A 22,275-nucleotide genomic window follows, 5' to 3' on the forward strand; every position below is an offset into this window, starting at 1 on the left:
ACTAGTCCTTTGCGTGAGATGAGGCGAGCGGACGCAGCATGAGCTGCGTCGCGTCGCGCACGGCGGCGCGCGCGTGCAGCCACGTCGTATAGCCGAGCCGCCGATGCCGCCCGAGCGCGAGACGCGGCACGTCCGCGCGTTGCAGTTGCAGGTTCACGTCCCAGTCGAGCGGATCGCGCACATAGAGACGAACCCAGTCGACGAGTTGCGTGAGGCTCGCGCCGCCCGGCAGGAAGCGCTCGTAATCGCGCATCGAAAGCGGGCCGAGCACGACGCGGAACTTGTGCTGACGGTCGAACACGCGCGCGCCGAGCATGGTGCCGACGCCCATGCGCGCGCCGTCGTCGCTTGCGCCGAGACGTGACAGCGAATGGGCGGGCAGCTTCATCCAGTGGCCGACGTTCTGCGTGACGTTCACCGGCAAGCCGAAGTAGCGCGCCAGCACAAGACGCAGACCGGCCGCGTGACGGGTCGGTCCGGAAAGCAGTCCGGCGAAATGCAGCTTCGCGAAGTCGGGCACGGCGTCGCGATTGCGCAGCGAAGCCTCGTTAAGGCCGAACGTCGTGCCGACATACGCGGACATGCGGTCGTCGTCATCGCGATCGAGACTCACGGCCGGCTGCGCCGCCGCCCACGCGCGATAGAACAGCGACGCCATGCGGTGATGGAACACGTCGAGAAAGCGCGCAAAGGTCGGATCGGCCGCGTTGCGCGCGCGGTCGCGCGCATATTCGGTCAGATGCATGGGCATCGGGCCGTTCGGGCCGAGCAGGCCGAAAAAGTTGATCGCGAGCTTCGGCGCGGCTTCCTGCGCGTTCGCGAAGTGCTTGAGCGTCGTCGGGAAAAAGATCAGCTCCGGCTCCTGAACGAAGCGCACCGCGTCATCGCGCGGACGCATCGATGCGCCCGTGCGCGGCAGCATCGGATGCGCGCATTCGACGAGCCGCACCGCCTGAAAGAAGTCGAAGCGATTCGCGTCGGCGGAAAAACGCTCGAAGAGCATCACAGCGTCCGGCATTGCCCGCTCCCCGGCGCCCAGCGCATGATTTCACCGCGCGTCGTCGACGACACGATGGTTTCCGTGAAGGAATTCAGCGACACGTATTGCTCGAAGAAGCGCGCGAGCACCGCGCCGAACAGAAACGCGCTCGCGCCTTCGAAGCCGGTTTCGTCGAGCAGCACGTCGAGCGCGAGGCCGCGTCCGAACACGATCGGTCCGCGCGACGGCAAGCGGCGCGTGACGGCGCGCGAGCGGATCGAGCGCAGACCGTCGATCTGTCGCGCCGCGGCGCTGTCGCCGTCGGGCGCATAGAGCGCGAGCAGATCGCGCATGGCGCGCGCGCCGCTGCCGTCGTGATCGTCGACGAGCGATGCGTAGTTCAGCGACAGATGGCTCAGCAAGCGCCACGCGACCGCGCCTTGCGCATACGAAGGCAGCGGACGGCTCGGGGCCGTGACGCATCGCACGCTCGACACGGGCGCTTCGAGTTCGAGCGTGAAGTCGGTTTCGCCGCGTCCGAGCGGCATCGTGATCGTGAGGTCGCGATTGGTGCAGAGCACGCCGATGCCGAGTTGATGCAGATCGTCGGCATACGGCGCTTCGCGCGTGTCCACCAGAGCGATCCACGTTTCGCTGCCCGCGTACGACGAGCGCGCGCCGCGCTCGTCCTCGCGCGCGGACGGCAGACGCTTTTCGCGCCGCACCTGATAGAACGCGGCATCGGCATGTTCCACGCCGAGATCGCGCATGCGATAGAACGGCTGAAACACGATCTCCTTGCCGCCGCCCGAGCGATAACCCGTCACGCCCTGCACGCGATAGACCTCGAAGTCGCGTGGGCGCGTGCGATCCACGACGACGTGATGCTCGAACTGCTCGCCCGTCACCGCGACGCGATCCGCGCGGCGCGCGAACAGGTTGATCGCGGGCGTGCAATGGAGCGCGAAATTCGCCTGATCGACGAGCCGTTCGAGCGCGGCATCGGCTTTCGAGAGCAGCACGGTCAGCTCGATTTCGTTGTCGTCGCAGCGCGCGAAATGCGAACGCAGGCCGTCGATGCCCAGGAACATGAAACGCTGCGGGCACGCGAAATACTCCTGCAGCAAGCGATAACCCGGAAACGATTGCTCGCTCACCGGCAGCAGCGCTTCGTCGTCCGAAAAGCCGAGCGGACGCAGCGACGAAGGCGGCAGCACCGCATCGCGCGTGGCGATGCCGAGCGTCGAACCGATCAGCAATTCGTAGAGCTTCGCGGCGATGCCGTCGTTGCCGCGCAAATAAATCGGCAGATGATCGATGGCAAAGTCGCTGATCTTGCGCTCGCCGATGGCACGCAGCTTCAGACGCAAGCCGCCCTTCACGCCGCGCGGCAGCGCCGCTTCGACGCCGTGCAACGCGCCGCTGTGCGTGAAAAGCCGCGCCTCCGACAGTTCGACGGGCGAAAGAGTCAGCGCGTGTGCGGTGCGGAACTCGCAACGCGTCGCGCGCTCGCCGTCGAGCCTGCCGTGAAGCGCCGTGCCGCGCGGCACCGCGACGCCATCCGCGAGCGCGGGATGGGTCATGTCGGGCTGCAGCTGCACGACGGTCATCGCGGGCGTGGGCGCGAGATAGTGCGGATACACCAGTTCCGCGAGATGCTGCGTGAAGCGCGGAAACTCCGCGTCGATCTTCATCTGCACGCGCGCCGCGAGAAAGCCGAAACCTTCCAGCAGACGCTCGACGTAAGGATCGGCGCAATCGAAGCCTTCGAGACCGAGCCGTCCCGCGATCTTCGGAAACGCCTTCGCGAACTCGCCGCCCATCTCGCGGACGTGCTGCAACTCGCGGCTGTAGTACTGGAGGAGATCGGGGTTCATCGCTGCAAAGTCCCTTCGAACACGCTGGCCTTGCCGGCTTCGAGATCGAATTCCGTGCGCAGATAGAGCCGCTCCGGAACCGGATGCGCATGCAGATCGCCTTCGACGATGAACGCGAGCGCGTTGTGCTGGATCGCCGCGTCATCGGATTGAATGGCGCGCACGCGCAAGGTGCCGGACACGATGCGCGGCTCGAACGCGATGATGGCCTCGGTCATCAGCCGCTCGATGCGCGCGACATCGAGATTCGACGCGCTCTTGCCCGCGAGATCCGCAAAGCCGAAGTTGAGCACCGAATCGGCCACGCCCGGATGGCGCGCGATGTCCTGCGCCGATGCGATGCCCTGCGCATTCAGCAGCCAGCCGAGATCGCGCATGACGCTCTTGCGGTGCGCGCGCGCCGAGCTGGCCCGATGCTCGCGCCCTTCGCGTGTCGCGTCGGGCGCGTGATCGGTGAGGCGCTCGAGCAGCGAGGGCTGAAGACGGTCTGCGTTTCTCATGGGCGTGGCGCGCTCATGCGGTCGCGTTGGCGGGAATGTTCCACTTGCTCTCGACCACGCCGCCTTGCGCCGAACCGGTGGTCGGATCCTGCTGCTGGTAGGTCACGTGGAACTTCTCGAAGTTGAGCGTGACCGTTTCGGTGAAGCGGTCTTCGCCGTCCGAGCCGCCCGTCGAATAGTTCGTGACGAGCACCTTTTCCAGTTCGATCGTGTAGTACTCGAGCGGCTTGGTGCCGCCCGCCTTGCGCACGGTGAGCTTGCCGGTGGGAAAGTGCTTGCCTGTCGAACATGCGGAGATGATCGAAGGCGTCGCGCGATCGGTGTACTTCGTGATCGACAGATCGTGCACCGCGACCTTGCCGCCGCCGCCGCCGGTGCCGAGGTGCATCGTGCCCGATTGCGACAGGCCCCAGCTCCACGAGAGTATGTCGATCTCGTCCTTGTGCTGGGAATCCAGCGACTCGCCCTTGACCGTGCCCAGGTCCAGAAAAATATCGACTGCCATGACGTTTCCTTATCGATGAATGTTTGACTGCGTGCGAAAAAAATTAAGCGCTCATGCGGCTTTTGCAGAAGGCAGCTTGGAGACGAGCCGCAACGAAACGGTCAGGCCTTCGAGCTGGTAATGCGGACGCAAAAAGAACTTCGACGTGTAATAGCCAGGATTGCCCTCCACTTCTTCCACCACGACTTCCGCCGCCGCGAGCGGCCGGCGCGCCTTGGTCTCTTCCGACGAGTTGGCCGGATCGCCATCGACGTACTGGAGAATCCAGTCCTGCAGCCAGCGCTGCATGTCGTCCTTTTCCTTGAAGCTGCCGAGCTTGTCGCGCGCGATGCACTTGAGGTAGTGCGCGAAGCGGCTGCACGCGAACAGATACGGCAGACGCGCGGCGAGATTCGCGTTGGCGGTCGCGTCCGGATCTTCGTATTCGATCGGCTTGTTGAGCGACTGCGCGCCGATGAACGCCGCGAAGTCGGAGTTCTTCTTGTGGACGAGCGGCATGAAACCGTTCTTCGCGAGCTCGGCTTCGCGCCGGTCGCTGATGGCGATTTCCGTCGGGCACTTCATGTCGACGCCGCCGTCGTCGGTCGGAAACGCGTGGACCGGCAGGTTCTCCACCGCGCCGCCCGACTCGATACCGCGTATGCGCGAGCACCATCCCCAGGTCTTGAAGGAGCGGTTGATGTTGGCGGCCATCGCGTACGCCGCGTTCGACCACGCATATTTCGATGCATCGGTGCCGGCGGTGTCTTCTTCGAAATCGAACTCCTCGACCGGATTCGTCTTCGCGCCGTACGGCGTGCGCGCGAGGAAGCGCGGCATCGCGAGACCGATGTAGCGTGAGTCCTCCGAGTCGCGCAGCGAGCGCCACGCGGCATGCTCCGGCGTCTGGAAGATTTTCGTCAGATCGCGCGGATTGGCGAGTTCCTGCCACGAGTCCATCAGCATCACCGCCGGATCGGCGCCCGCGATGAAGGGCGCATGCGCGGCCGCCGAGATCCGTCCCATCTGCGTCAGAAAATCGACGTCGGGGGCGTTGTTGTCGAAGTAATAATCGGCCACCAGCGCGCCGTACGGCTCGCCGCCGAACTGGCCGTATTCCTCCTCATACAGCTTCTTGAAGAGCGGGCTTTGATCCCACGCGACACCCTTGTACTTGCGCAACGAGCGATGCAGGTCGGCCTTCGACACGTTCATCACGCGCAGCTTGAGGCTCTCGTCGCTCTCGGTGTTGGTGACGAGGTAATGCAGGCCGCGCCACGCGCTTTCGAGCTTCTGGAACGGCTCCGCGTGCAGGATGACGTTGATCTGCGCGCTGAGCTTCTCGTCGATGCGCGCGATCAGCGCTTCGATGGTCGCGAGCGCGTCATCGGAGATGCGGTGCGTGTCGAGCAGCGCCTGCTCGGCGAGCGTGCGCACGGCGCTTTCCACCGCTTCGCGCGCCTTGTCCGAACGCGGACGGAACGCCTTCTGCAACAGCCGCTGGAACTCGCCGGATGCGTCGGCTTCCTGCGTTTGCGCCTGTTGCAGCCCGGCGGATGGATCGAGGTTGGTGTCTGCCATCGTGATTCCTTTATTCAGAGTCGGACGCGTTGTCTTCGGGCTTCGGCGCGGCGGCGAGCGCATTCATCAGCGCGGGGTCGTCGAGCAATCGAGCGACGAGCTTTTCCGCGTCGGTCTTGCCGTCCATGTAGGTCAGCAGGTTGCGAAGCTGGCTGCGCGCTTCGAGCAGCTTCGCGAGCGGTTCGACCTTGCGCGCGATCGCGGCGGGCTCGAAGTCGTCCATGCTTTCGAAGGTCATGTCGACGCCGATCTTGCCTTCGCCGGTCAGCGTGTTGTCGACCTGCATCGCGACGCGCGGCTTCATCGAACGAAGGCGTTCGTCGAAGTTGTCGATATCGACCTCGAGAAACTTGCGGTCCGCGACGGGCGGCAGGTCTTCCCGCGCCTGGCCCGAGAGATCGGACAGCACGCCCATCACGAACGGGAGGTTGATCTTCTTTTCCGAGCCGTAGACTTCGACGTCGTACTCGATCTGCACACGCGGCGCCCGATTGCGCGCAATGAATTTCTGACTGCTCTCCTTGGCCATCTGACGGTTCTCCTGGTTGATAGGCGATACGGTGTGCGCGCGTTACTCGACCGCCGCCGTTCCGATCACCTGGGTAAGTTGCCCGAGCCCTTCCGGCGCGAGGTCTTTCATCAGTTGCACGAAAGATTTGTCGATGAGGCTGCGCGCCCGATCGAGCAGCAACGGCACGGGGCTCGCGGGTTCGTGACGCGCGTAGTACGCGCAGATGCGCTCCAGCGCGGCGGCGACGTCCGCGCGGCTGCCGATGACATCGCCCGATGCGGCGACCTGCAATGGCTTCGATTCGATCGCCGGCGGTTGCGCATCCGGCTGTTCGACCACGCACGCCTTCAGCAGCGACGACGCCTTTTGCAGCATGCTTTTCAACGCGCCGAAATCCGGAGCGTGCTCGGCGCCGACGCGTGCGCTCATGATTTGCTCGATCGCCGTGGCGTGCTTCAAGGCAGCGTCGAGCGCGGCGTTCGCGCGATGCGCATCTTCGGCGTTTGCCGCGATGGCTGCTTCCATCTCCGCGACGCTCGTCGTCACGCGGCCATCCGGCGCGATCGCATCGCCGTTCGCATACGACCACTCGCGCAACGTCACAACGGGTCCGCGATGCAGGAGCGGCGCATCCGCGAGTTCCGCGAGCATGCCGCGTGCATCGATCCATGAAGCGAGCGCGTTGATGCGCGCGGTCGGATCGTTGTCGTCGGCGGTATCGAGCTGCGGATGCACGTGATCCCACTGGCTTTCGAGCAACGCGGCGCTCAACGCGAGTCCGTCCGCGATGCCTTCGACGCCATCGAGCGCCAGCCTCGCCCGCGAAAGATGCGCGATCACGCGAAGATCATGCGTGCGAGCCATCAGCGCCGTGGCAATGGCCTCAGCGGTTTTCCAGTCCGGCGGCACGGCGGCGACCAGCGTGTCGCCGTATTCGGCGTCGGGGCGTCCGCTGACGGCTTCGTCGAGTTCGCGGAACTGCGCGTCGAATTCGAGATCAGGGCCGCACGGTGCGTCGTGATCGAGCGGAGCCAGCCATGCATTCCAGTCGTGATGTGCAGTGAGTTCGGTCGACATAACAGGTTGGTTGGAGCGTGATGCAAACGATTGACGTGCCTCTTGCTGATCAAAACATCTGGGCAGCGCGTTTATTCCGTCATTGTTTTTAGAGTCGCACTACTAACGATTTCGATGCGAACCACATCGATGCCGATCCGGTTCGTCAGGCGATACGGCTACTGATAAAACACGTAAGTGGCGAGATACGGCGAGCTTCCGGATTCATGCTCCGCCGTGCATGGCGCGGACGGCTTCATGCCGCCCATCGTCTTCACGCGTTGCACGTAGCGCACGGGGGAAAGCGTTCCTTGCGCGCCCGTCGAGCGCGCGCGCAGCAAAAGTTGCGGCACGCTGTCGGGCGTATTGCTCGGGCTCTGCGCGAGCACGCGTCCTTCGATGCGGCTGCCGTCGCGTGCTTCCCACGACGGTCCCGCCGAATGCTCGATCACCGCGGCGCCGCGATCGTCGAACAAAGTCGCGCGCGGCTCTTTATAGACCCAGCCGAGTGCGTGATTCGCGTCGTATTCGCAGGCGTAAATCTGCACGCCTGATGCTTTGGCGCTGAAGCTCGCATGTGCATCGGGTGGGTCGATCGATTCCGCTCGCGCCGACCACGCGCTCGCCGCCAGCATCAAGCCGGCTCCTATCGAAAGACGTGTTCCCAATTTCGGTCCGGTCGTCAGGCGAATCATGGCCATGCTCCTTGCTGGTGCTTGCGTGTGGGCGGGTACGGATCGGACTGCTCTTTCACAACACCTCAAACCGACGAACTATTCCGCGCACGCGAGGGAATAGTTCGCGCCCGCCGGCTGTTTCTGTTCAGTTGCCATTTTTAGCGGATGAAACGACGATGAGGGCCAGAATGACGATCTCCAACCTTTCGATTCCCTCCGAACGCATCGACATGGTCGGCGGGCGTCTGACGACGGCGCCGGCGGGGCATCACTTCGATCTGAGCTTTCGCGTCGAGGTGAAGCCGCGCATGCTTGGGCGCATCTCGGGCGAGGACATCGAATGTCCGGTGCTGCAATGGAACGAGCGCATCGAATGGTTCGACTACGACAGTGCGACGCAGAAATGGCGTTTCGTCGGCGATAATTCGAAGGATATGTACGAGTACAAGCCGACCTCGCATACGTTCAGGGTGTGGCATTCGTACCGTTACCTGCTGGCGACCGACGTCACGAACAACCCTCCCGCGGAACTGAAGGCCCTCTCGTCGGACGAGGAAGCGAAGCGCTGGATCGCGCGCAACGGCTTCGCGTGGAATCTCGCCATCCGCGACGTTCCGGCGATGGGGATTCTCGGCGGCTCGGGCGGCGGTGGCGGCGACAGCCTTGTCACCGGCGATACGCGGCGGCGCGTCATCTACTTCGATCTCGGCTTTTCGGGTCACGCGCAACGCGCGCGCTGCGTGCAGATTCTGGAGACGCAACAAGGGCAGCTCACGATCTGCCACTTGATACGCGGCGAGATTCAGAAAGCGACGGTGGATCATCCGGACAATCTGGAGCGCTGGCGGTTCCAGTTGCGCACAGGGCATCAGTGACGCGATTGCGCCGCACCGCGCACTCGTCATGACCCGAAGGTGACGGCCAACGAAAAAACGGACGGTGAGCCGCTCTGAAAAGCCGCTCCCCGCCCGCCAATATTTATAACCTTCGTTATCCTTACTTCTGAACGATGTTCGTCTTGTTGAGCGCACCGGCCTGGTTGACGAGCGTCGCGTTGCCCACGCCGCTCTGTGCCGTCGTGGCCGTGTTGGCGAAGCCGACTTGCGTAATCAACGCCGTGTTGTACGAACCCGCTTGCGAAGCGTTCACGCTGTTGAGGTCGCCGACCTGTGCGATGGTCATCTCTTCCTTCGTGCCCGACTGCGACGCCGTGATGTTGTTATAGCCGCCGATCTGGCCTGCCAGCAGCGTGGATTCGAAGGCGGCCTGCTGCGTCAGATCCATCTTGTTGTGTCCACCGACTTGCGCCGCGATGACGGTGTTGCCGCCGCCGAAGTTCTGACGCGCCGCGGCCTTGTTGGTGTCGCCGTCCTGGACCAGGAGCGCCGTGTCGTTCGACGAACGGATCTGGTCGACGTAGCCTTCGTTGTATTGCGAGCCCGTTTGAATGATCGTCGTCGTGTCGTTGGTGGCGTAGCTCTGGTTGATCTGAGCGTAGTGCGGTGCATTGGCGCCGCTCTGCACGATCGTGTTCGTGTTGTTGCCGCCGTATTCCGAGTGGATGCGCGAACGGGCCGCGTCGCTTTCCTTGATCGATGCGTGATCGCCCACTTCCGACCATTGTTCGATCGTCGCGTCCGTACCGCCGCCCGTCTGCTCGACGCGCGCATGGTTGTAGCCGCCGTCACGCTGCTCGATCGTCGCGATGCCCGACTTGTTGCCTTGCAGGATGTCGACCGTGTTGGCAACCGTGTTCGTCTGCGTGACCGTCGCCTTGGCGCCGTCGGTCTGACCCGAGGTCATGCCCGTGCCCTGGTCGATGTTGACCGTGTTGTAGCCCGAGCCGGTGCGCGTGATCGTCGCCGATGCGTTCTTGCCGGCCTGCTTGACCGTGTCGGTGTCGTACATCGACGACGTTTGCGAGATCGTCGCGGTGAGGCTGTTGCCGTTTTGACGGACCGTCGTGTTTTCGCCGACCGTCTGCTTTTGCGTCACGGTCGCGTTCAGCTTCGACATGCCCTTGACGTTTCCGTTTTGCTGGATGTCGGTCACGTTGTAGCCGCCCGCTTCCGAGCTGACGCTGGCGGTCGCGCCGTCCGCGGTTTGCAGCACGTTCACCTTGTCGTTGTGCGAATTCGTCTGCGTCACGCCTGCGGTGTTGGCGTTGCCGAACTGATTGACGGTTGCGCCTTCGAAGCTCGAATCAGCGTATGCCGACGTCGATGCCAGTGCTGCCAGACCCATAGCGATGGTGATTGCCTTGACTTTCATTTTTATGCCTCGTTGATTGATGTTTTGATTACAGCAATTAGTTACCCTAAAGGTCGCCAGCCCCCGCCGACGACCGATTCCACCCTACCCAACACATCCACACCGAAACCGGATTGCCTGGTCTCCTCGCCCCGGCATATCGCCGGGAAGGATCGCTGCCTACTTCATGAGGACTGCCGCTCTCGCACCACCGGTCTGCGTGACCGACAGTCCCGAGCCACTCCGGCCCTGCAGAATCGAGATCTCGTTGTTGGCGCCGAGCTGCGTCACTTGCGACGACATCGAGTTTCCGATCTGCGTGACCGTTGCTTCGTTACCGCTGCCGTTCTGCACCGCGATCGAACGGTTGTACTGGCCCGCCTGATAGCCGGCGTACTGGTTGGCGACGCCGCTTTGCTGCAGCATCGTCCAGTTGTCGCTGCCCGCCTGCGCCGTCGCCGCCGCGTTGGCGATGCCCATCTGGTTCGCCATCAAACCATTCTGTCCGGCCTGAATCGCGTTGAGCCGATTGCCTTCGCCGCGCTGCGATACACGAGCGACTTGCGTCGCGCCGCCGAATCCCGGTTCAGGCGGACCGAAATCCGACACCGACGACAGATCCGCCGCATACACCGCGAGCGACACGGCCGCGCCGAGCGCTGCACACAGCGCGGCTTTCGAGGCGCGCAGTGATTTCATGCTGGTCTCCTCCTTTTCAAATGGGTTCAACTACCGGTTCAACTGCCGATGGTCTTCGGCGGATCGACCCGCTCCGGGCTATACGGCGGATTCACACTTTCCATCGTTTGTGCGTAGCCCTGGTTCTCTTGCAAATAGCGCTGCATCGTCGGGTCGTACCAGTCCTTCATGTCCTTGAGCGCCCATGTCTGGTTCGCCACGCCCTGCACGATCAGATGCACGAGCGCCGATTCGATCGCCTCGTTCACGCACAACTGCTGCGGCTCGTTGCGCGTCATGCCGGCTTCGGCCTGCAACAGATCCTTGAAGCCGATGAAGCGGTACACGCCGGTATCGATCTGAATCGAATAAATCGTCTTGGTCGTCGATACGCTGTTCAGGATCGTGCCGTTGCGGATATCGACCGCGCGCAGGTTCACCGTCACCTGATCGACGCGATATTGCTGCGAAGCCGAGATCCCCAGATACGCGACGCCCGCGCCGCCCGTGCGGATGTTCGTGTCATACCCGACGATGCCGCCTTCCAGCACGATGCTCGCGGGCGCCAGCGCGCCGATTTGCGGGATCGCGTTCTTCTTGTCGTCGGGCGTTTCCAGCGCTCGCATGATCTTGCGCTCGGTCAGCAGGTCCTGAAGGTTCTCGCGCTCGACCGGCGTGAACCAGCCGGAATCGCGCATTGCCTTGACGAGGAACGACGCGCCGCCCTGCGTCACCTGCGACGAAAACGAGCTGTCCGGCGAGGGCTTGTACTGCCCGGTCAAATCGCGAAAGCCGTACACGGCCGCGACGATCCTGCCCTTCGGCGACGGCAGATGCGTGAGGTCTCGCGTGACGCGCGTCGGCGGCGTGAGCGTGGCGTTGCCGGCGGAGGGCATCGGTGCGGTGACGCAACCCGTGAGCAGCGCCGATGCGACGATGACGGCGCCCAGCGCGGCGGTCCTGAAAGCGTTCTTGTTCATTGCGTGTGTGCTCTCGTTACTTGCCGTTGCCGACGACGAACGTCGTGGATGCGCCCGTGGTCTTGTCGGTCGTCGTCACTTGCAGATTGCCGCCCGTGACTTGCGTGATCGCGATCGAGAAGTTGCCCGTGTTGATCGTGCCCGGATGCAGCGTGCCGTCCGTGCCGACGATCGAGCTCGAAATCGACGACGCCACGCGCGACAGGATCGCCTGCTGCAATTGCGTGTTGAACTGATCGAGCGTCGACTGGCTGCTTGCACCGAAACTCTCGGCCGACGGATCCTTGTACTTGTTCTGCGCGTTCGCTTCGTTGAGCAAATTCGTGCCGTTCAGCGGATTGCCGCCGAAGTTCGGATTAACCGGCTCGTACACGAGCGCGGTGGCGTTCGCGGCGAGCGGCATCGCGAGGGCGCAAGCGATCAGCGCGCGTTGCGGGAGCGCATTCGTTTTCATCGTGATTCCCCGTATGTTTTTTTGGCCTTGCTGCTTTATTTTTTGATGCGTTTTTATAGTTCGTCCGTGGCCATGTCGGCGTCACGGAACAGCAGGCGGGTCAGATCCGCCTGCATGACATTCTGAAAAGCGATCTGCGCCGCGCCTTCCGCCACCGGCTTCACGTTCGAGCGGGCAATCGGCAGGAAAGCCTGGAACACGCGGCGCTGGTTGTACTCGACCCACACGAGGCTGCCGTAGCGCGCGGACGGCCGCTCGTGCACCGAGACGATGTATCGGTCGGACAACGGAATCGTGCCCCACGCCTGCGCGAACCACGTGTAGAAGTCCTGGCCCGCGAGCGTCACCGTGTCGGTTGTCACGACGCCGCCGAGTTCGTCGGCGAGCGGCTGCTTGCCTTCGATGTCCGCGGTGCGGGCGCGCGGCGTGCCCGAGAGCGTGGCGCTCTTGTCGAGCGACGACGCCGCATTCACGGTGCCGCGCGGCGTGAGCGGCGCGCCGTTCGCGGCAGGCTGCGCGGTGGTGTTGCCGACCGGACTGGGAGTCGGCGTGCTGGGCAGCGAAATGAGCGGTTGAGCCTGAGGCGTCGAATTGATATGCACGGCCGGCGGCGCTTCCGCATCCTGCGCCATCGAATGCGTAGCGACGGCCGATGCGCCGACGCACACCGCAATCACACATCCTTTCAAGCGTAGATTATTTTTTTCTCGCTGCATGACTTCCCCGTTTGCCCATGACCGCTATGGTGCGGTCTTCGGACGTTCTGTCTTAAGCGCTTCTTTTTGTATTTGTACGATGGAACGGATTCTCCGTAATAACCGGTAATTGCAATGTTGTCTGGCCCACATTCGAGCGACGAAAATTGCAAGGAACCATGCAACAACGGAAAGCGCTTTGTCGACGGATTAAATCCGATACGTAAGGAAACGTTTGCGAGTGGGTTGTAGCTATGCGGTCCGCCGATGTGGGACCGTCGGGATAACACGCGACGAGCGGCGAGATCCTCGCCGCCATTCAGCGCTTCTTGACGTCATCCCCCAACACCCGCCGATTCCGATCCTCGATGACACTCCGCGTAGCGGACGTCGCCCCCGGTCCCGGCGCGAACCGCACGTCGCGGAACGACAACGCCTTGCCGCTCTTTCCATGCACCGCCATCGGCTTGACGGGCTGACCGCTCGCATGATCGACGAGCGCGACGGGCGGCTTGCCCCTGGGCGCGAGCCAGCGGTCGCCCCATTGCATGAGTGCAACGAGCACGGGATATAACTCGTCGCCCTTTTCCGTCAGCCGATAACCATAAGTATTGGCCCGCTCGGCCAGCGGATAGCGCTCGAGAATGCCGAGTTCGATCAACCGTTCCAGGCGCGCCGTCAGCACGTTGCGTGCGATGCCCAGTTGCGTCTGGAATTCATCGAACCGCGTGGAGCCTTGCGTGCACTCCCGAACGATAAGCAGCGTCCACCACTCGCCGACCTCATCGAGGGCGCGAGCGATCGAGCAATTCATTCCATCGAAGCGTTTTCTATACATGCTTTCGACTCTATCACCGAGAGTTTCTTCAAGCAACTTTCACCGGACGCGACTTCCCCACTTTTCGATTAACTGCTCCTCACTATTGAAAGTAGCTTGAGAAAACTCTGTTGCGTATAGTTTCGTCACGCAACCCAATGCACTTCTATCAAATAACGCAGCAAACGCCCTTTTTCCGAGAGGATTCGTTATGGACCGCCGTCTTCTGACGCTCGCCCTAGGCATGTTCGCGCTAGGCACCGACAGCTTCGTATTCGGAGGCATCCTGCCTTCGATCGCACAATACTTCCACGTGAGCATCGGCGCTGCCGGGCAACTGATCACCGTCTACGCCCTGACGTTCGCATTGCTCGCGCCGACGATCGCCGCGCTCGCAGCCGGCATCCCGCGCAAGCATCTGCTGCTCGGCGGCATGGGGCTTTTTATCGTCGCCAATATCGGCACGATTCTGTCGCCCAATCTCGGCATCGCGCTCGCGACGCGCGCGCTCGCGGGCGTCGGCGCCGCGATGTTCTCGCCCACGGCGAGCGGCACCGGCACCATGCTCGTACCGCCCGAGCGTCGCGGCTTCGCGCTGTCCGTGATCGTTGCGGGTCTCACCACGGCGACCGCGCTCGGCACGCCGCTGGGCGCGGTGATCGGCGGACTCGCGGACTGGCGATGGACGCTCGCGTTCGTGGCCGCGCTGGGCGTCGCGGGCTTCGCCGGCGTGTGGGCGCTGCTGCCCGAAGTGCCGCTGCCGCCCGCCATTTCGCTCGGCAAGCGTTTCGCGCCGCTCGCCGATTCGCGCGTCGGCCTGATCCTCGCGACGACCGTGCTCGCGCAGATCGGCACGTTCATCATCTACAACTACTTCGCCGTCGTCTTCGATCGCGCCACGGGCGGCAATGCGAACGTGCTGGGCGGCCTGCTCGTCCTGTGGGGGCTGGCCGGCACGTTCTCCAATCTCGTCGCGGGCCGCGCGCTCGACAAGATCGGTCCGCGCAAGGTCGTCATTTTCATGTTGATCGCCGTGATGACCATCATCGTGACGATGCCGTGGACCAGCACGCATCTCGCCAGCGCCGCAATCGCCGTCTTCGTCTGGGGCGTCTGCTGCTGGGGCGTGCTGGTTCCGCAGCAATACCGCCTCGTGTCGCTGAATCCTTCGATGGCCGCCGTGCTCGTCGGGCTCAACACGTCGGCGACTTACGTGGGCGTGTCGATCGCGGGCGTGGTCGGGGCGGCCGCCATTCCGGTGATCGGAAGTCATAATCTCGGTTATCTCGCGAGCGCGCTCGTCGTCCTGGCGCTGGTGTTTTCGGAGGTTGCCAACTGGCGTGTCAGCGCCGCCGGTCACGCGAAATGCGCGAAGGCAGCGGCGACGGTCTGACGCGACGAACGCCCCACATCGACATGCCCGTCTCGAGGAGAACGCCATGCTGGAACTACGCCCCGGATGCGAATGCTGCGACAAGGACTTGCCGCCGGAATCGACCGATGCGCTGATCTGCTCGTTCGAGTGCACCTTCTGCCGTGACTGCACGGAGAACGTGCTGAAGGGCACTTGCCCGAATTGCGGCGGGGAACTCGTGCCTCACCCGCGACGGCCCGCCGCGAAGCTGGCCAAGTTTCCGCCCTCGACCGAACGTGTATTCAACGCCTCGTGCAAGGAACGGGCAGCGGGCGCAACGGACTGAAAGCGCACTGAGGCGACAAGCGCGGTAACGAGCAATTTCATGAGCGACCGATTGCCACACATATCGGCGGTCGAGGTGGCAAACTGCCCGCACACCTGTCGCTCACAAGCCGCCCGACGTCCCGATGAACACACGCCTCCTCAGTCTCACCCGCATTCCATTTTTTCTGCCGCTCTCCGGCGCGACGTTGATGCTCGGCGTCGCGATGTCGTTCACCGCGCCGTATCTGTCGTTGTTCAGCGTCGAGCAGGCCGACATGAGCCCCCTGCGGCTCGGCGTCTTCATGACGGTCATCGCTGCGAGCGGCGTCGTTGCCAGCGCGTTCGCGGGCAAGTGGTCCGACAGGCACGGTCATCATCGCGGATTGTTGCTGGCGGCGCTCATCGCGTCGGCGCTCGGCTTTTTGCTGCTGTGTCTGGTGCGCAATTACGCTGCGCTGGTCGCGATCGGCGTCGTGTTTCTCGGCGCGGGCGGCTCGGCCATGTCGCTCGTGTTTTCCTTCGCGCGCGCCGCACTGCCCGTCGATGACGAAGCCGAGCGGTCCCTCGCCCTCGCGACGCTGAGAACCGTGCTTTCGATGGCATGGGTATTCGGTCCTTCCGTCGGCGCGCTCGTGCTGGCCGCAGCCGGTTTCTACGGCCTCTTTCTGTTCGCGGCGGCGTGTTTTATCGCGTGCGGCGGCATTGTGTGGCGCATGCACGATTCGCCCAAAGGCGATCCGCACAGCGCGCCCGCGCACTATGCGGGCGACCCGTCGTCGCTGCTCGAAGTGACCGCGCCCGATACCGATGAACTCGTGCCGCCGCACGCGGGCGTATCACACTCGCGCGCGGAGATATGGCGCGCCACGGTCGCGATGACGCTCATCGGGCTCGCGGCGAGCGCGACCATGATCGTCCTGCCGCTTTACGTCGTGCACGGCATGCATGGCACGCGTATCGACGTGTCCGTGATGCTCGGACTCGGTGCGCTCCTCGAAATCCCGATGATGCTCGCGCTCGGCGCACGCGGTTCGCGTCTCGACAAGCAGCGCTGGCTCGCGTCGGCGGCGGCCGTGCACACGATTTACTTCATCGCGGTCGCGGCATCGCAAAGCGTCCACTTCCTGATTCCGATGCAGGCCTTCAACGCGTTCGTCGTTTCGGTGATTTCGTGCCTCGGCATGACGTACATGCAAGATCTCATGCCCCGAACGCCGGGCGCGGCGACGGCGTTGTTCTTCAACGCATCGCGCGTCGGATCGATTCTTTCCGGCGTGCTGTCCGGCGCGCTCGTGGCGGCGCTCGGTTATCGCGGCACGTTTCTCGTCTGCGGCGGCATCGCGCTGGGCGCGGCGGTGCTGTTCGCCAATCCGCCGTTCGCGCTCATCGCAGAGCGCTCGCTCGCGTGGTGGAAGGCGCGGCGTCAGGCGGCCCGCTGACATCGCCCGCATCGACGATGGCAATATAGACACACACGCCGTCGATCCCACACGCCAACATGCCCCAGCGCCTTCCGCCGCTCAACGCGCTCCGTCTCTTCGAAGCCGCTGCACGCCATCGCAGTTTCAAGCTCGCCGCCGCCGAGCTCAACGTGACGCCGGGCGCGGTGAGCCACGGCATCGGCGCGCTGGAAGACATGCTCGGCGTCGAGCTTTTCGTGCGCGAGCCGCGCGGGCTGTCGCTGAGCGCGGCGGGCGAACACTATCTGCCGTATATCGCCGAAGCGTTCTCGCTCATCGCGATCGGCACGCAGACGCTGCCCGGCAAGCACAAGCGCCGCTCGATCGCGGTCACGTGCGCGCCGACGCTCGCCGCTCGCTGGCTCGTCCCGCGCCTCGCGGATTTCCGCGCGCGCTGGCCCCACATCGACGTGACGATCGACACTTCGCGCCGTCAGGCAGGCTTTCCCGTCGATGGCTTCGACTTCGGCCTGCGCCTCTCGCGCGGTCCCGTGGATGGCGCATCGTGGCAGCGTCTCTTCGGCGAGCGGCTCGTGCCCTTGTGCAGCCCGGCCTATCGCGCTTCGCTGACGGGCGCAAACGGCATCCCCGATCTCGCGCGCGCCGCGCTCATCCATGTCGATACGGCGAGCCAGGACTGGCAGGCGTGGATGGACGGCGCGGGCATCGACGGACTCGATCTCCACGGCGGCCTGCGCTTCGATACGGTCCAGCTCGCGTTCGATGCCGCCGCGGCCGGGCTCGGCGTGGTCATCGGCCGGCGTCCTCTCGTGGATCGCGAACTGGCTGCGGGCACGCTGGTCGAGGCGTCGGCAACGAGCGTCGAGACGCAGACCGCGTACTGGCTCTGCGAGACACCGCAAGCGAGCGCCCGCGCGGATCTCGTCGCGTTCCGCAACTGGCTGCTCGGGCAGGCGGCGGAGTTCGCCGAAAACAACGGCGACGGTTGAACTGCGCTCAACCGTCCGCGAAAACTTTTCGTTTGTCGGCACGGGCGTTCGTTTGCGACGATGACCGCAAGGAGGAAACGCCATGTCGTCCCTGTCGACCACTACTCATACGAACCGCGCAACGACGTGGGCGCTCATCGGCGCCGCCGCGCTGATCCTGAGCGCCGCGATGGGCGTGCGCCAGACTTTCGGGCTTTTCATCGGGCCGTTTTCCTTCGATCGCGGCCTGCCCGTCACGCTGATCGCTTTCGCGATCGCGCTGCACAATCTCGTCTGGGGCTTCGCGCAACCGTTCGCGGGCGCCGCCGCCGACCGGTACGGCGCCGCGCCCGTCGTGGCGATGGGCGCGGCCACGTTCGCGGCGGGACTCGCGCTCGCGGCCGCCGCGACTTCCGGATGGATGCTCGTGCTCGGGCTCGGATTGCTCGTCGGCATCGGCATCAGTTGCACGAGCTTCGGTGTCGTGCTCGCGACGGTCGGACGCGTCGCGTCGCCGCAAACACGCAGCGTCGCGATGGGTCTCGCCAGCGCGGGCGGCTCGCTCGGGCAGGTGCTGATGGTGCCGTTCGCGCAGCAGGTGCGCGTGCATGCGGGCGTGGCGGCGTCGCTATACGCGCTCGCCTTCGTGTTGCTGCTCGCCGCGCCGCTCGGCATCGTGCTCGATCGCGCGAGTCGCCGGAGCAAGGCATCGGCGCCGGTATCGGCATCGGATGAAACTCGCGCGATGCCGCTGCGCGAGACGCTTGCGTATGCGTCGCGTCATCGCGGCTACCGGCTGCTGACGCTCGGCTTTTTCACATGCGGATTTCAGCTCGCGTTCATCGCGACGCATCTGCCGGGTTATCTGATGCTCTGTCACATGCCGGTCGGACTCGGCGCGACGGCGCTCGCGCTGATCGGCTTCTTCAACATGATCGGCAGTTGGGGATGCGGATGGCTCGGCGGACGCTTGCGGCAGCATCACGTGCTCGCGTGGCTCTATCTGATTCGCGGCGGCGCGATCGCCCTGTTCGTTCTGCTGCCGACGACGAGCGTGTCCGTCGTCGTCTTCGCCGCCGTCATGGGGCTGACGTGGCTCGGCACGGTGCCGCTCACCAACGGGCTCATCGCGAAGGTATTCGGCACGCGCCATCTGGGCACGCTGTTCGGCGTCGTGTTTTTAAGTCATCAGCTCGGATCGTTTCTCGGGGCGTGGCTCGGCGGGTATGTGTTCGACACGACCGGTTCGTACTCGCTGATCTGGGGCGCGACGGCCGTGGCGGGCCTCGTCGCGGCGCTGCTGCACTTTCCTATCGACGACCGGCCCGTCGGCGAAGCGGCGCTCGCGGCCGCTTAATGGCGCGGATGCCGCATCAGCCATCCGCGCAAATTCGCCGCATCCTGAAAGTGTGCCTGCGCATTCGGCGCACCGAGAATCACCAAAAGCGCCGGACGTCCATGCACTTGCGTGACGACGACAAGACAATGCCCCGCCTCGTTCGTGAACCCCGTTTTTTGCAATCCAATTTGCCAGGACTCGCGATAAACCAGCGGATCCGTATTGCGATACATCAGCGGCCCCGCGCCGCCGAGCACGAGCTTGTGATGCGAAGTCGCGTATTCGCGAATCGCCGGATAGCGATACGCCGCGCGCGCGAGTTTCGTGAGATCGCGCGCGGTCGATACGTTGTGCGGCGACAGCCCCGTCGGATCGACGAAATGGCTGCGGTTCATATGCAGGCGCTTCGCGGTGCGGTTCATCGCGCGCACGAAGCCCGCGCGTCCGCCGGGATAATCGCGGCTCAACGCGAACGCGGCACGATTTTCCGACGACATCAACGCGATATGCAGCATCGTCCTGCGCAGCAGAAGCGAGCCGACGGGCAAGCGCGAGCGCGACCACTTGAGGCGATCGACGTCGGCATCGGTGATGCGCGCGGGCTTGAGCAGCGAGCGCTTCGAGTCGAGCACGACCATGGCGGTGAGCAGCTTGGTGAGCGATGCGATCGGCACGCGCGCGTCGGCGTTTTTCGCGTAGAGCGTGCGGCCGGTGTTCATATCGACGGCGATCGCGGCGCGCGCCTGCACGACCGGTCTGGCGACGATGCGCTTCGCGTGCGCGATCAGCGGCACCAGACTCGCAAAGATGAAGACGATGAAGAAGAGATGGAATTTGAGCATGACGCGATCAGATGCGCGTCATCGGAACGATTGGCGGCGAATATGGCGGCGCATGTGGCGTCATGAGGCAGCGGCTGGCGAAAGAGTCCGCTACCGTAAGTTGCGCGGCTTAAGTGAAACTTAAACCCCGCAACACGCACTATCGCGTGCGCGCCCAATGCGCGAGTCCCGCGCACGCAATCAGCAGGCTTCCCGTCACGAAGAACACCGAGTGCAATCCGAGCCACACGCCGATCTGCCCGCCGATCAGCGGCCCGGCCACTTGCCCGCTGAACTGCGCCGATTGCAGATAGCCGAGCATCTGTCCGCTGCTGTTTTCATCGACGGCACTGCGCGCGAGTTTCGCGATGGAAGGCAGCAAACCGGCGAGCGTCATGCCCATCAGCATGCGCAACGCGGCGAGTTGCCACCACTGATGCACGAACGCCTGCGGAATCATCGCGATGCCGGTCAGCACGAGACATCCGACGATCACGTTCCAGCTTCCGATGCGGTCCGCCAGCGCGCCGAGCCGCGCCGCCGTCAACATGCTGCCGAGCGCCGAGCACGCCATCACGATGCCCGCGATGCGCGCCACATTGTCGGGCTTCACGCCGAGACTGCCGATATACACCGTGATGACCGGTTCGATCGACATGTTCGCGAGCAGCACCATCATCGCGGTCGCGAGCAACGCGGCGACCACGACGTGGTTCGTGCGATGCGCATGCGTCGAGGCCGTATGCGACGCGCGCTTCTTCGCATCGTCCGGATGAAAATCTTCCTTCACGAGAAAGATGGTCGCCAGCGCGGCCACCGCGATCATCCCGGCGCCCGCGAAAAAAGTCCCGCGAATGCCGATCAATCCCGGCAACATGCCGCCGATCAGCGGCCCGGCGAGATTGCCCGCGAGCGCGCCCGTCGACAGAATGCCGAGCGCCCAGCCGGCGCGTTCGCGCGGCGCCTGCGTGCCGACCATCACCGTAGACGCCGACGCATAGCCGCCGATCAACCCCGCGAGCAGACGCAGCGCAACGAGCTGATGCACCGAATGCGCGACGCCGATCAGCGACATCACGATAGCCATGCCGACCGCCGCGCGCACGAGCATCGGCTTGCGGCCATAGCGATCCGCGAGACGCCCCCAAAGCGGCGCGGTGACGGCGGTGCCGAGAAACGTCGCGCTGAACGCGACGCCCGACCATTCGATCACCGCCGCCTGCGATTGCACGCCGAGCTGCCGGACATACAACGGCAAAAACGGCAGCAGCATGCTGAGACTCACGAGCGTCGTGAACGAACCGAACACGCAGACGGCCAGATTGCGCCGCCAGTGCTGTCCGTTGCGTTCCGCGTAGCCGGGCGGAATGGATGCTGAAATAACCTGGCTCATTTCGACCTCGCAAGCGCACCGGCGAACACGCTGCGCCAGCGCTGGAACTGATTCGAGACTGCGTATCGCATAGCACCTCCACCACGGCTTCGGCGCGGTCTACGCGCCTTTCGATGAAGGCCAGTCTATATTCGATCGAATCGGGAGAGAATCGACGGCGATCGGAAGATAATCTTCCGTTATGCGGTTGAATCGATCTGAAATTGCTTAAAGTGACGCCGCAGACGCGGCGTCGCGAAATCGACAAACGCGCGCACTTTCGGCACCGAGAGCCGTCCGTGCGGCGTCAGCAGATGCACCGGCAACGGCGCATGCTCGCTGTCCGGGAGCACGATCTGCAGCGTCTTGTCCTTCACTTCCTTCGCGACGTGATACGAAAAGAGCCGCGTGAGGCCATGACCATCGACGGCGGAGGCCACCGCCGCCCGCACCGTGTTCACGATGAAACGCGGCGTGAACTGCACGACTTGCGGAATCGTCGAGCCGCTCGACGTCGGGAAGCTCCACGAATCGAGGCCGAAGTGCGTCATCGAGATGATCTGATGCTGCGCGAGATCGGCAGGCTGTCCGATGCGCGGGTGCCGGACGAGATAGCGCGGCGATGCGGCCACGACGCGCCGCACTTCGCCCACGGGAATCGCGGCCAGCGTCGAGTCCGACAGATGCGCGATGCGCAGCGCCACATCGATGCCCTCGTCGATCAGACTCACGGGACGGTCGAGCATTTGCAGGCGCACGGAAACGGCGGGAAAGCGCGCGATGAAATCGTCGAGCATCGGGCGCAGGAAGTCTTCGCCCGCCGCGACGGGCGCGGTGATCGTCAAGAGCCCGCGCGGCGCGGCGCGTTCGTGCGCGATCAGCAAATCGGCTTCTTCGAGATCGATGAGAATGCGGCGGCACGCGGCGGCGTAACGCTCGCCCGCTTCGGACAGCTTGATGGTGCGCGTCGTGCGATGAAGCAAGGCCGTGCCGGTATGCGCTTCGAGAAAGGCGATCGCCCGGCTCACGGCGGCGGGCGAGCGGCCGAGCCGCCGCCCCGCGCCCGCCAGACTGCCCTCGTCCAGCGTGGCGATGAACACTTTCATCGCGTCGATTCGGTCCATGTCGGCTCGG

General features: G+C 64.3%; 23 protein-coding genes. 6 read left to right on the top strand and 17 right to left on the bottom strand.

What is annotated here, in order from left to right; all coding sequences use genetic code 11:
* Position 1 precedes the first annotated feature (1 nt).
* The 8 genes from tssG to NOV72_RS05390 all read right to left on the bottom strand — a co-directional run bounded on the left by tssG (position 2) and on the right by NOV72_RS05390 (position 7,623).
* Positions 2 to 1,018 (bottom strand): type VI secretion system baseplate subunit TssG, encoded by a 1,017-nt coding sequence (gene tssG / locus NOV72_RS05355; protein ID WP_106853553.1) that lies wholly within the window; start codon positions 1,016 to 1,018, stop codon positions 2 to 4.
* The gene (gene tssF / locus NOV72_RS05360; RefSeq protein WP_106853554.1) at positions 1,003 to 2,856 is read right to left on the bottom strand and encodes a type VI secretion system baseplate subunit TssF; all 1,854 of its coding nucleotides are present in this window, start codon (positions 2,854 to 2,856) and stop codon (positions 1,003 to 1,005) included. Before tssF ends, tssG begins: the two co-directional genes overlap by 16 nt.
* Positions 2,853 to 3,356 carry a type VI secretion system baseplate subunit TssE gene (gene tssE / locus NOV72_RS05365; RefSeq protein WP_106853555.1) on the bottom strand — a complete coding sequence of 168 codons (504 nt, stop codon included), beginning with the start codon at positions 3,354 to 3,356 and terminating at the stop codon, positions 2,853 to 2,855. Before tssE ends, tssF begins: the two co-directional genes overlap by 4 nt.
* A 13-nt stretch (positions 3,357 to 3,369) precedes the next feature.
* Positions 3,370 to 3,861 carry an Hcp family type VI secretion system effector gene (locus tag NOV72_RS05370; RefSeq protein WP_106853556.1) on the bottom strand — a complete coding sequence of 164 codons (492 nt, stop codon included), beginning with the start codon at positions 3,859 to 3,861 and terminating at the stop codon, positions 3,370 to 3,372.
* Positions 3,862 to 3,912: 51 nt separating this feature from the next.
* Positions 3,913 to 5,421, bottom strand: coding sequence for a type VI secretion system contractile sheath large subunit (tssC, locus tag NOV72_RS05375; RefSeq protein ID WP_181290850.1), 1,509 nt, complete (start codon positions 5,419 to 5,421; stop codon positions 3,913 to 3,915).
* Positions 5,422 to 5,431: 10 nt separating this feature from the next.
* A complete protein-coding gene (gene tssB, locus NOV72_RS05380) occupies positions 5,432 to 5,950 on the bottom strand; it encodes a type VI secretion system contractile sheath small subunit (protein WP_106853557.1) in 519 nt (172 codons plus the stop codon).
* A gap of 42 nt (positions 5,951 to 5,992) precedes the next feature.
* Entirely contained in the window at positions 5,993 to 7,009 is a 1,017-nt protein-coding gene (tssA, locus tag NOV72_RS05385; protein WP_106853558.1) for a type VI secretion system protein TssA, read from the bottom strand.
* A gap of 158 nt (positions 7,010 to 7,167) precedes the next feature.
* The gene (locus NOV72_RS05390) at positions 7,168 to 7,623 is read right to left on the bottom strand and encodes a DUF3455 domain-containing protein (RefSeq protein WP_425428714.1); all 456 of its coding nucleotides are present in this window, start codon (positions 7,621 to 7,623) and stop codon (positions 7,168 to 7,170) included.
* Between the two features lie 230 nt (positions 7,624 to 7,853).
* Between NOV72_RS05390 and NOV72_RS05395 the strand changes: the two genes are divergently transcribed.
* Positions 7,854 to 8,540, top strand: coding sequence for a hypothetical protein (locus NOV72_RS05395; RefSeq protein ID WP_106853559.1), 687 nt, complete (start codon positions 7,854 to 7,856; stop codon positions 8,538 to 8,540).
* A 121-nt stretch (positions 8,541 to 8,661) separates the two neighbouring features.
* On the opposite strand, the gene NOV72_RS05400 is transcribed toward NOV72_RS05395, so the two are convergent.
* From NOV72_RS05400 to NOV72_RS05425, 6 genes are all read right to left on the bottom strand, one after another.
* On the bottom strand, positions 8,662 to 9,936 hold the full coding sequence (locus NOV72_RS05400; RefSeq protein ID WP_106853560.1) for a hypothetical protein: 1,275 nt from the start codon (positions 9,934 to 9,936) through the stop codon (positions 8,662 to 8,664).
* Between the two features lie 159 nt (positions 9,937 to 10,095).
* Entirely contained in the window at positions 10,096 to 10,614 is a 519-nt protein-coding gene (locus NOV72_RS05405; RefSeq protein ID WP_106853561.1) for a hypothetical protein, read from the bottom strand.
* A gap of 38 nt (positions 10,615 to 10,652) precedes the next feature.
* Positions 10,653 to 11,573, bottom strand: a complete 921-nt coding sequence (locus tag NOV72_RS05410; RefSeq protein ID WP_106853562.1) for a CsgG/HfaB family protein — start codon at positions 11,571 to 11,573, stop codon at positions 10,653 to 10,655.
* Positions 11,574 to 11,589: 16 nt separating this feature from the next.
* The gene (locus NOV72_RS05415; protein ID WP_106853563.1) at positions 11,590 to 12,027 is read right to left on the bottom strand and encodes a curli assembly protein CsgF; all 438 of its coding nucleotides are present in this window, start codon (positions 12,025 to 12,027) and stop codon (positions 11,590 to 11,592) included.
* A 53-nt stretch (positions 12,028 to 12,080) separates the two neighbouring features.
* Positions 12,081 to 12,704 (bottom strand): CsgE family curli-type amyloid fiber assembly protein, encoded by a 624-nt coding sequence (locus NOV72_RS05420; protein ID WP_181290852.1) that lies wholly within the window; start codon positions 12,702 to 12,704, stop codon positions 12,081 to 12,083.
* A gap of 337 nt (positions 12,705 to 13,041) precedes the next feature.
* Entirely contained in the window at positions 13,042 to 13,560 is a 519-nt protein-coding gene (locus NOV72_RS05425) for a winged helix-turn-helix transcriptional regulator (RefSeq protein ID WP_106853565.1), read from the bottom strand.
* Between the two features lie 190 nt (positions 13,561 to 13,750).
* On the opposite strand from NOV72_RS05425, the gene NOV72_RS05430 reads away from it, so the two are divergent.
* The 5 genes from NOV72_RS05430 (at position 13,751) to NOV72_RS05450 (ending at position 18,966) form a co-directional block, all read left to right on the top strand.
* The gene (locus tag NOV72_RS05430; RefSeq protein ID WP_181290854.1) at positions 13,751 to 14,932 is read left to right on the top strand and encodes an MFS transporter; all 1,182 of its coding nucleotides are present in this window, start codon (positions 13,751 to 13,753) and stop codon (positions 14,930 to 14,932) included.
* A 46-nt stretch (positions 14,933 to 14,978) separates the two neighbouring features.
* Entirely contained in the window at positions 14,979 to 15,239 is a 261-nt protein-coding gene (locus tag NOV72_RS05435; protein ID WP_106853567.1) for a DUF1272 domain-containing protein, read from the top strand.
* Positions 15,240 to 15,363: 124 nt separating this feature from the next.
* The gene (locus NOV72_RS05440; protein WP_106853568.1) at positions 15,364 to 16,659 is read left to right on the top strand and encodes a sugar efflux transporter; all 1,296 of its coding nucleotides are present in this window, start codon (positions 15,364 to 15,366) and stop codon (positions 16,657 to 16,659) included.
* A gap of 59 nt (positions 16,660 to 16,718) precedes the next feature.
* Positions 16,719 to 17,630: a LysR substrate-binding domain-containing protein gene (locus NOV72_RS05445; protein ID WP_106853569.1), complete on the top strand. Its 912-nt coding sequence runs from the start codon at positions 16,719 to 16,721 to the stop codon at positions 17,628 to 17,630.
* An 82-nt stretch (positions 17,631 to 17,712) separates the two neighbouring features.
* Positions 17,713 to 18,966 (top strand): MFS transporter, encoded by a 1,254-nt coding sequence (locus NOV72_RS05450; RefSeq protein WP_106853570.1) that lies wholly within the window; start codon positions 17,713 to 17,715, stop codon positions 18,964 to 18,966.
* On the opposite strand, the gene NOV72_RS05455 is transcribed toward NOV72_RS05450, so the two are convergent.
* The 3 genes from NOV72_RS05455 to NOV72_RS05465 form a co-directional block, all read right to left on the bottom strand.
* Positions 18,963 to 19,790: a serine hydrolase family protein gene (locus NOV72_RS05455; protein ID WP_106853571.1), complete on the bottom strand. Its 828-nt coding sequence runs from the start codon at positions 19,788 to 19,790 to the stop codon at positions 18,963 to 18,965. The genes NOV72_RS05450 and NOV72_RS05455 overlap by 4 nt on opposite strands.
* Before the next feature lie 139 nt (positions 19,791 to 19,929).
* Positions 19,930 to 21,162, bottom strand: coding sequence for an MFS transporter (locus NOV72_RS05460; protein ID WP_106853572.1), 1,233 nt, complete (start codon positions 21,160 to 21,162; stop codon positions 19,930 to 19,932).
* Positions 21,163 to 21,341: 179 nt separating this feature from the next.
* Positions 21,342 to 22,265 (bottom strand): LysR family transcriptional regulator, encoded by a 924-nt coding sequence (locus NOV72_RS05465; protein ID WP_106853573.1) that lies wholly within the window; start codon positions 22,263 to 22,265, stop codon positions 21,342 to 21,344.
* Positions 22,266 to 22,275: the final 10 nt, after the last annotated feature.

This window comes from Caballeronia novacaledonica (genome assembly GCF_900258035.1).
Taxonomy (GTDB): Bacteria; Pseudomonadota; Gammaproteobacteria; order Burkholderiales; family Burkholderiaceae; genus Caballeronia; species Caballeronia novacaledonica.

What these genes read in the sequence shown, in the direction of transcription:
- NOV72_RS05395 (WP_106853559.1), top strand. Translation starts at nt 7,854, where the DNA reads ATGACGATCTCCAACCTTTCGATTCCCTCCGAACGCATCGACATGGTC.
- tssB (WP_106853557.1), bottom strand. Translation starts at nt 5,950, where the DNA reads ATGGCCAAGGAGAGCAGTCAGAAATTCATTGCGCGCAATCGGGCGCCG.
- NOV72_RS05425 (WP_106853565.1), bottom strand. Translation starts at nt 13,560, where the DNA reads ATGTATAGAAAACGCTTCGATGGAATGAATTGCTCGATCGCTCGCGCC.
- NOV72_RS05465 (WP_106853573.1), bottom strand. Translation starts at nt 22,265, where the DNA reads ATGGACCGAATCGACGCGATGAAAGTGTTCATCGCCACGCTGGACGAG.
- tssF (WP_106853554.1), bottom strand. Translation starts at nt 2,856, where the DNA reads ATGAACCCCGATCTCCTCCAGTACTACAGCCGCGAGTTGCAGCACGTC.
- NOV72_RS05370 (WP_106853556.1), bottom strand. Translation starts at nt 3,861, where the DNA reads ATGGCAGTCGATATTTTTCTGGACCTGGGCACGGTCAAGGGCGAGTCG.
- NOV72_RS05415 (WP_106853563.1), bottom strand. Translation starts at nt 12,027, where the DNA reads ATGAAAACGAATGCGCTCCCGCAACGCGCGCTGATCGCTTGCGCCCTC.
- tssA (WP_106853558.1), bottom strand. Translation starts at nt 7,009, where the DNA reads ATGTCGACCGAACTCACTGCACATCACGACTGGAATGCATGGCTGGCT.
- NOV72_RS05400 (WP_106853560.1), bottom strand. Translation starts at nt 9,936, where the DNA reads ATGAAAGTCAAGGCAATCACCATCGCTATGGGTCTGGCAGCACTGGCA.
- NOV72_RS05405 (WP_106853561.1), bottom strand. Translation starts at nt 10,614, where the DNA reads ATGAAATCACTGCGCGCCTCGAAAGCCGCGCTGTGTGCAGCGCTCGGC.
- tssE (WP_106853555.1), bottom strand. Translation starts at nt 3,356, where the DNA reads ATGAGAAACGCAGACCGTCTTCAGCCCTCGCTGCTCGAGCGCCTCACC.
- NOV72_RS05460 (WP_106853572.1), bottom strand. Translation starts at nt 21,162, where the DNA reads ATGAGCCAGGTTATTTCAGCATCCATTCCGCCCGGCTACGCGGAACGC.
- NOV72_RS05445 (WP_106853569.1), top strand. Translation starts at nt 16,719, where the DNA reads ATGCCCCAGCGCCTTCCGCCGCTCAACGCGCTCCGTCTCTTCGAAGCC.
- NOV72_RS05410 (WP_106853562.1), bottom strand. Translation starts at nt 11,573, where the DNA reads ATGAACAAGAACGCTTTCAGGACCGCCGCGCTGGGCGCCGTCATCGTC.
- NOV72_RS05430 (WP_181290854.1), top strand. Translation starts at nt 13,751, where the DNA reads ATGGACCGCCGTCTTCTGACGCTCGCCCTAGGCATGTTCGCGCTAGGC.
- NOV72_RS05435 (WP_106853567.1), top strand. Translation starts at nt 14,979, where the DNA reads ATGCTGGAACTACGCCCCGGATGCGAATGCTGCGACAAGGACTTGCCG.
- NOV72_RS05440 (WP_106853568.1), top strand. Translation starts at nt 15,364, where the DNA reads ATGAACACACGCCTCCTCAGTCTCACCCGCATTCCATTTTTTCTGCCG.
- NOV72_RS05455 (WP_106853571.1), bottom strand. Translation starts at nt 19,790, where the DNA reads ATGCTCAAATTCCATCTCTTCTTCATCGTCTTCATCTTTGCGAGTCTG.
- tssC (WP_181290850.1), bottom strand. Translation starts at nt 5,421, where the DNA reads ATGGCAGACACCAACCTCGATCCATCCGCCGGGCTGCAACAGGCGCAA.
- NOV72_RS05450 (WP_106853570.1), top strand. Translation starts at nt 17,713, where the DNA reads ATGTCGTCCCTGTCGACCACTACTCATACGAACCGCGCAACGACGTGG.
- tssG (WP_106853553.1), bottom strand. Translation starts at nt 1,018, where the DNA reads ATGCCGGACGCTGTGATGCTCTTCGAGCGTTTTTCCGCCGACGCGAAT.
- NOV72_RS05390 (WP_425428714.1), bottom strand. Translation starts at nt 7,623, where the DNA reads ATGCTGGCGGCGAGCGCGTGGTCGGCGCGAGCGGAATCGATCGACCCA.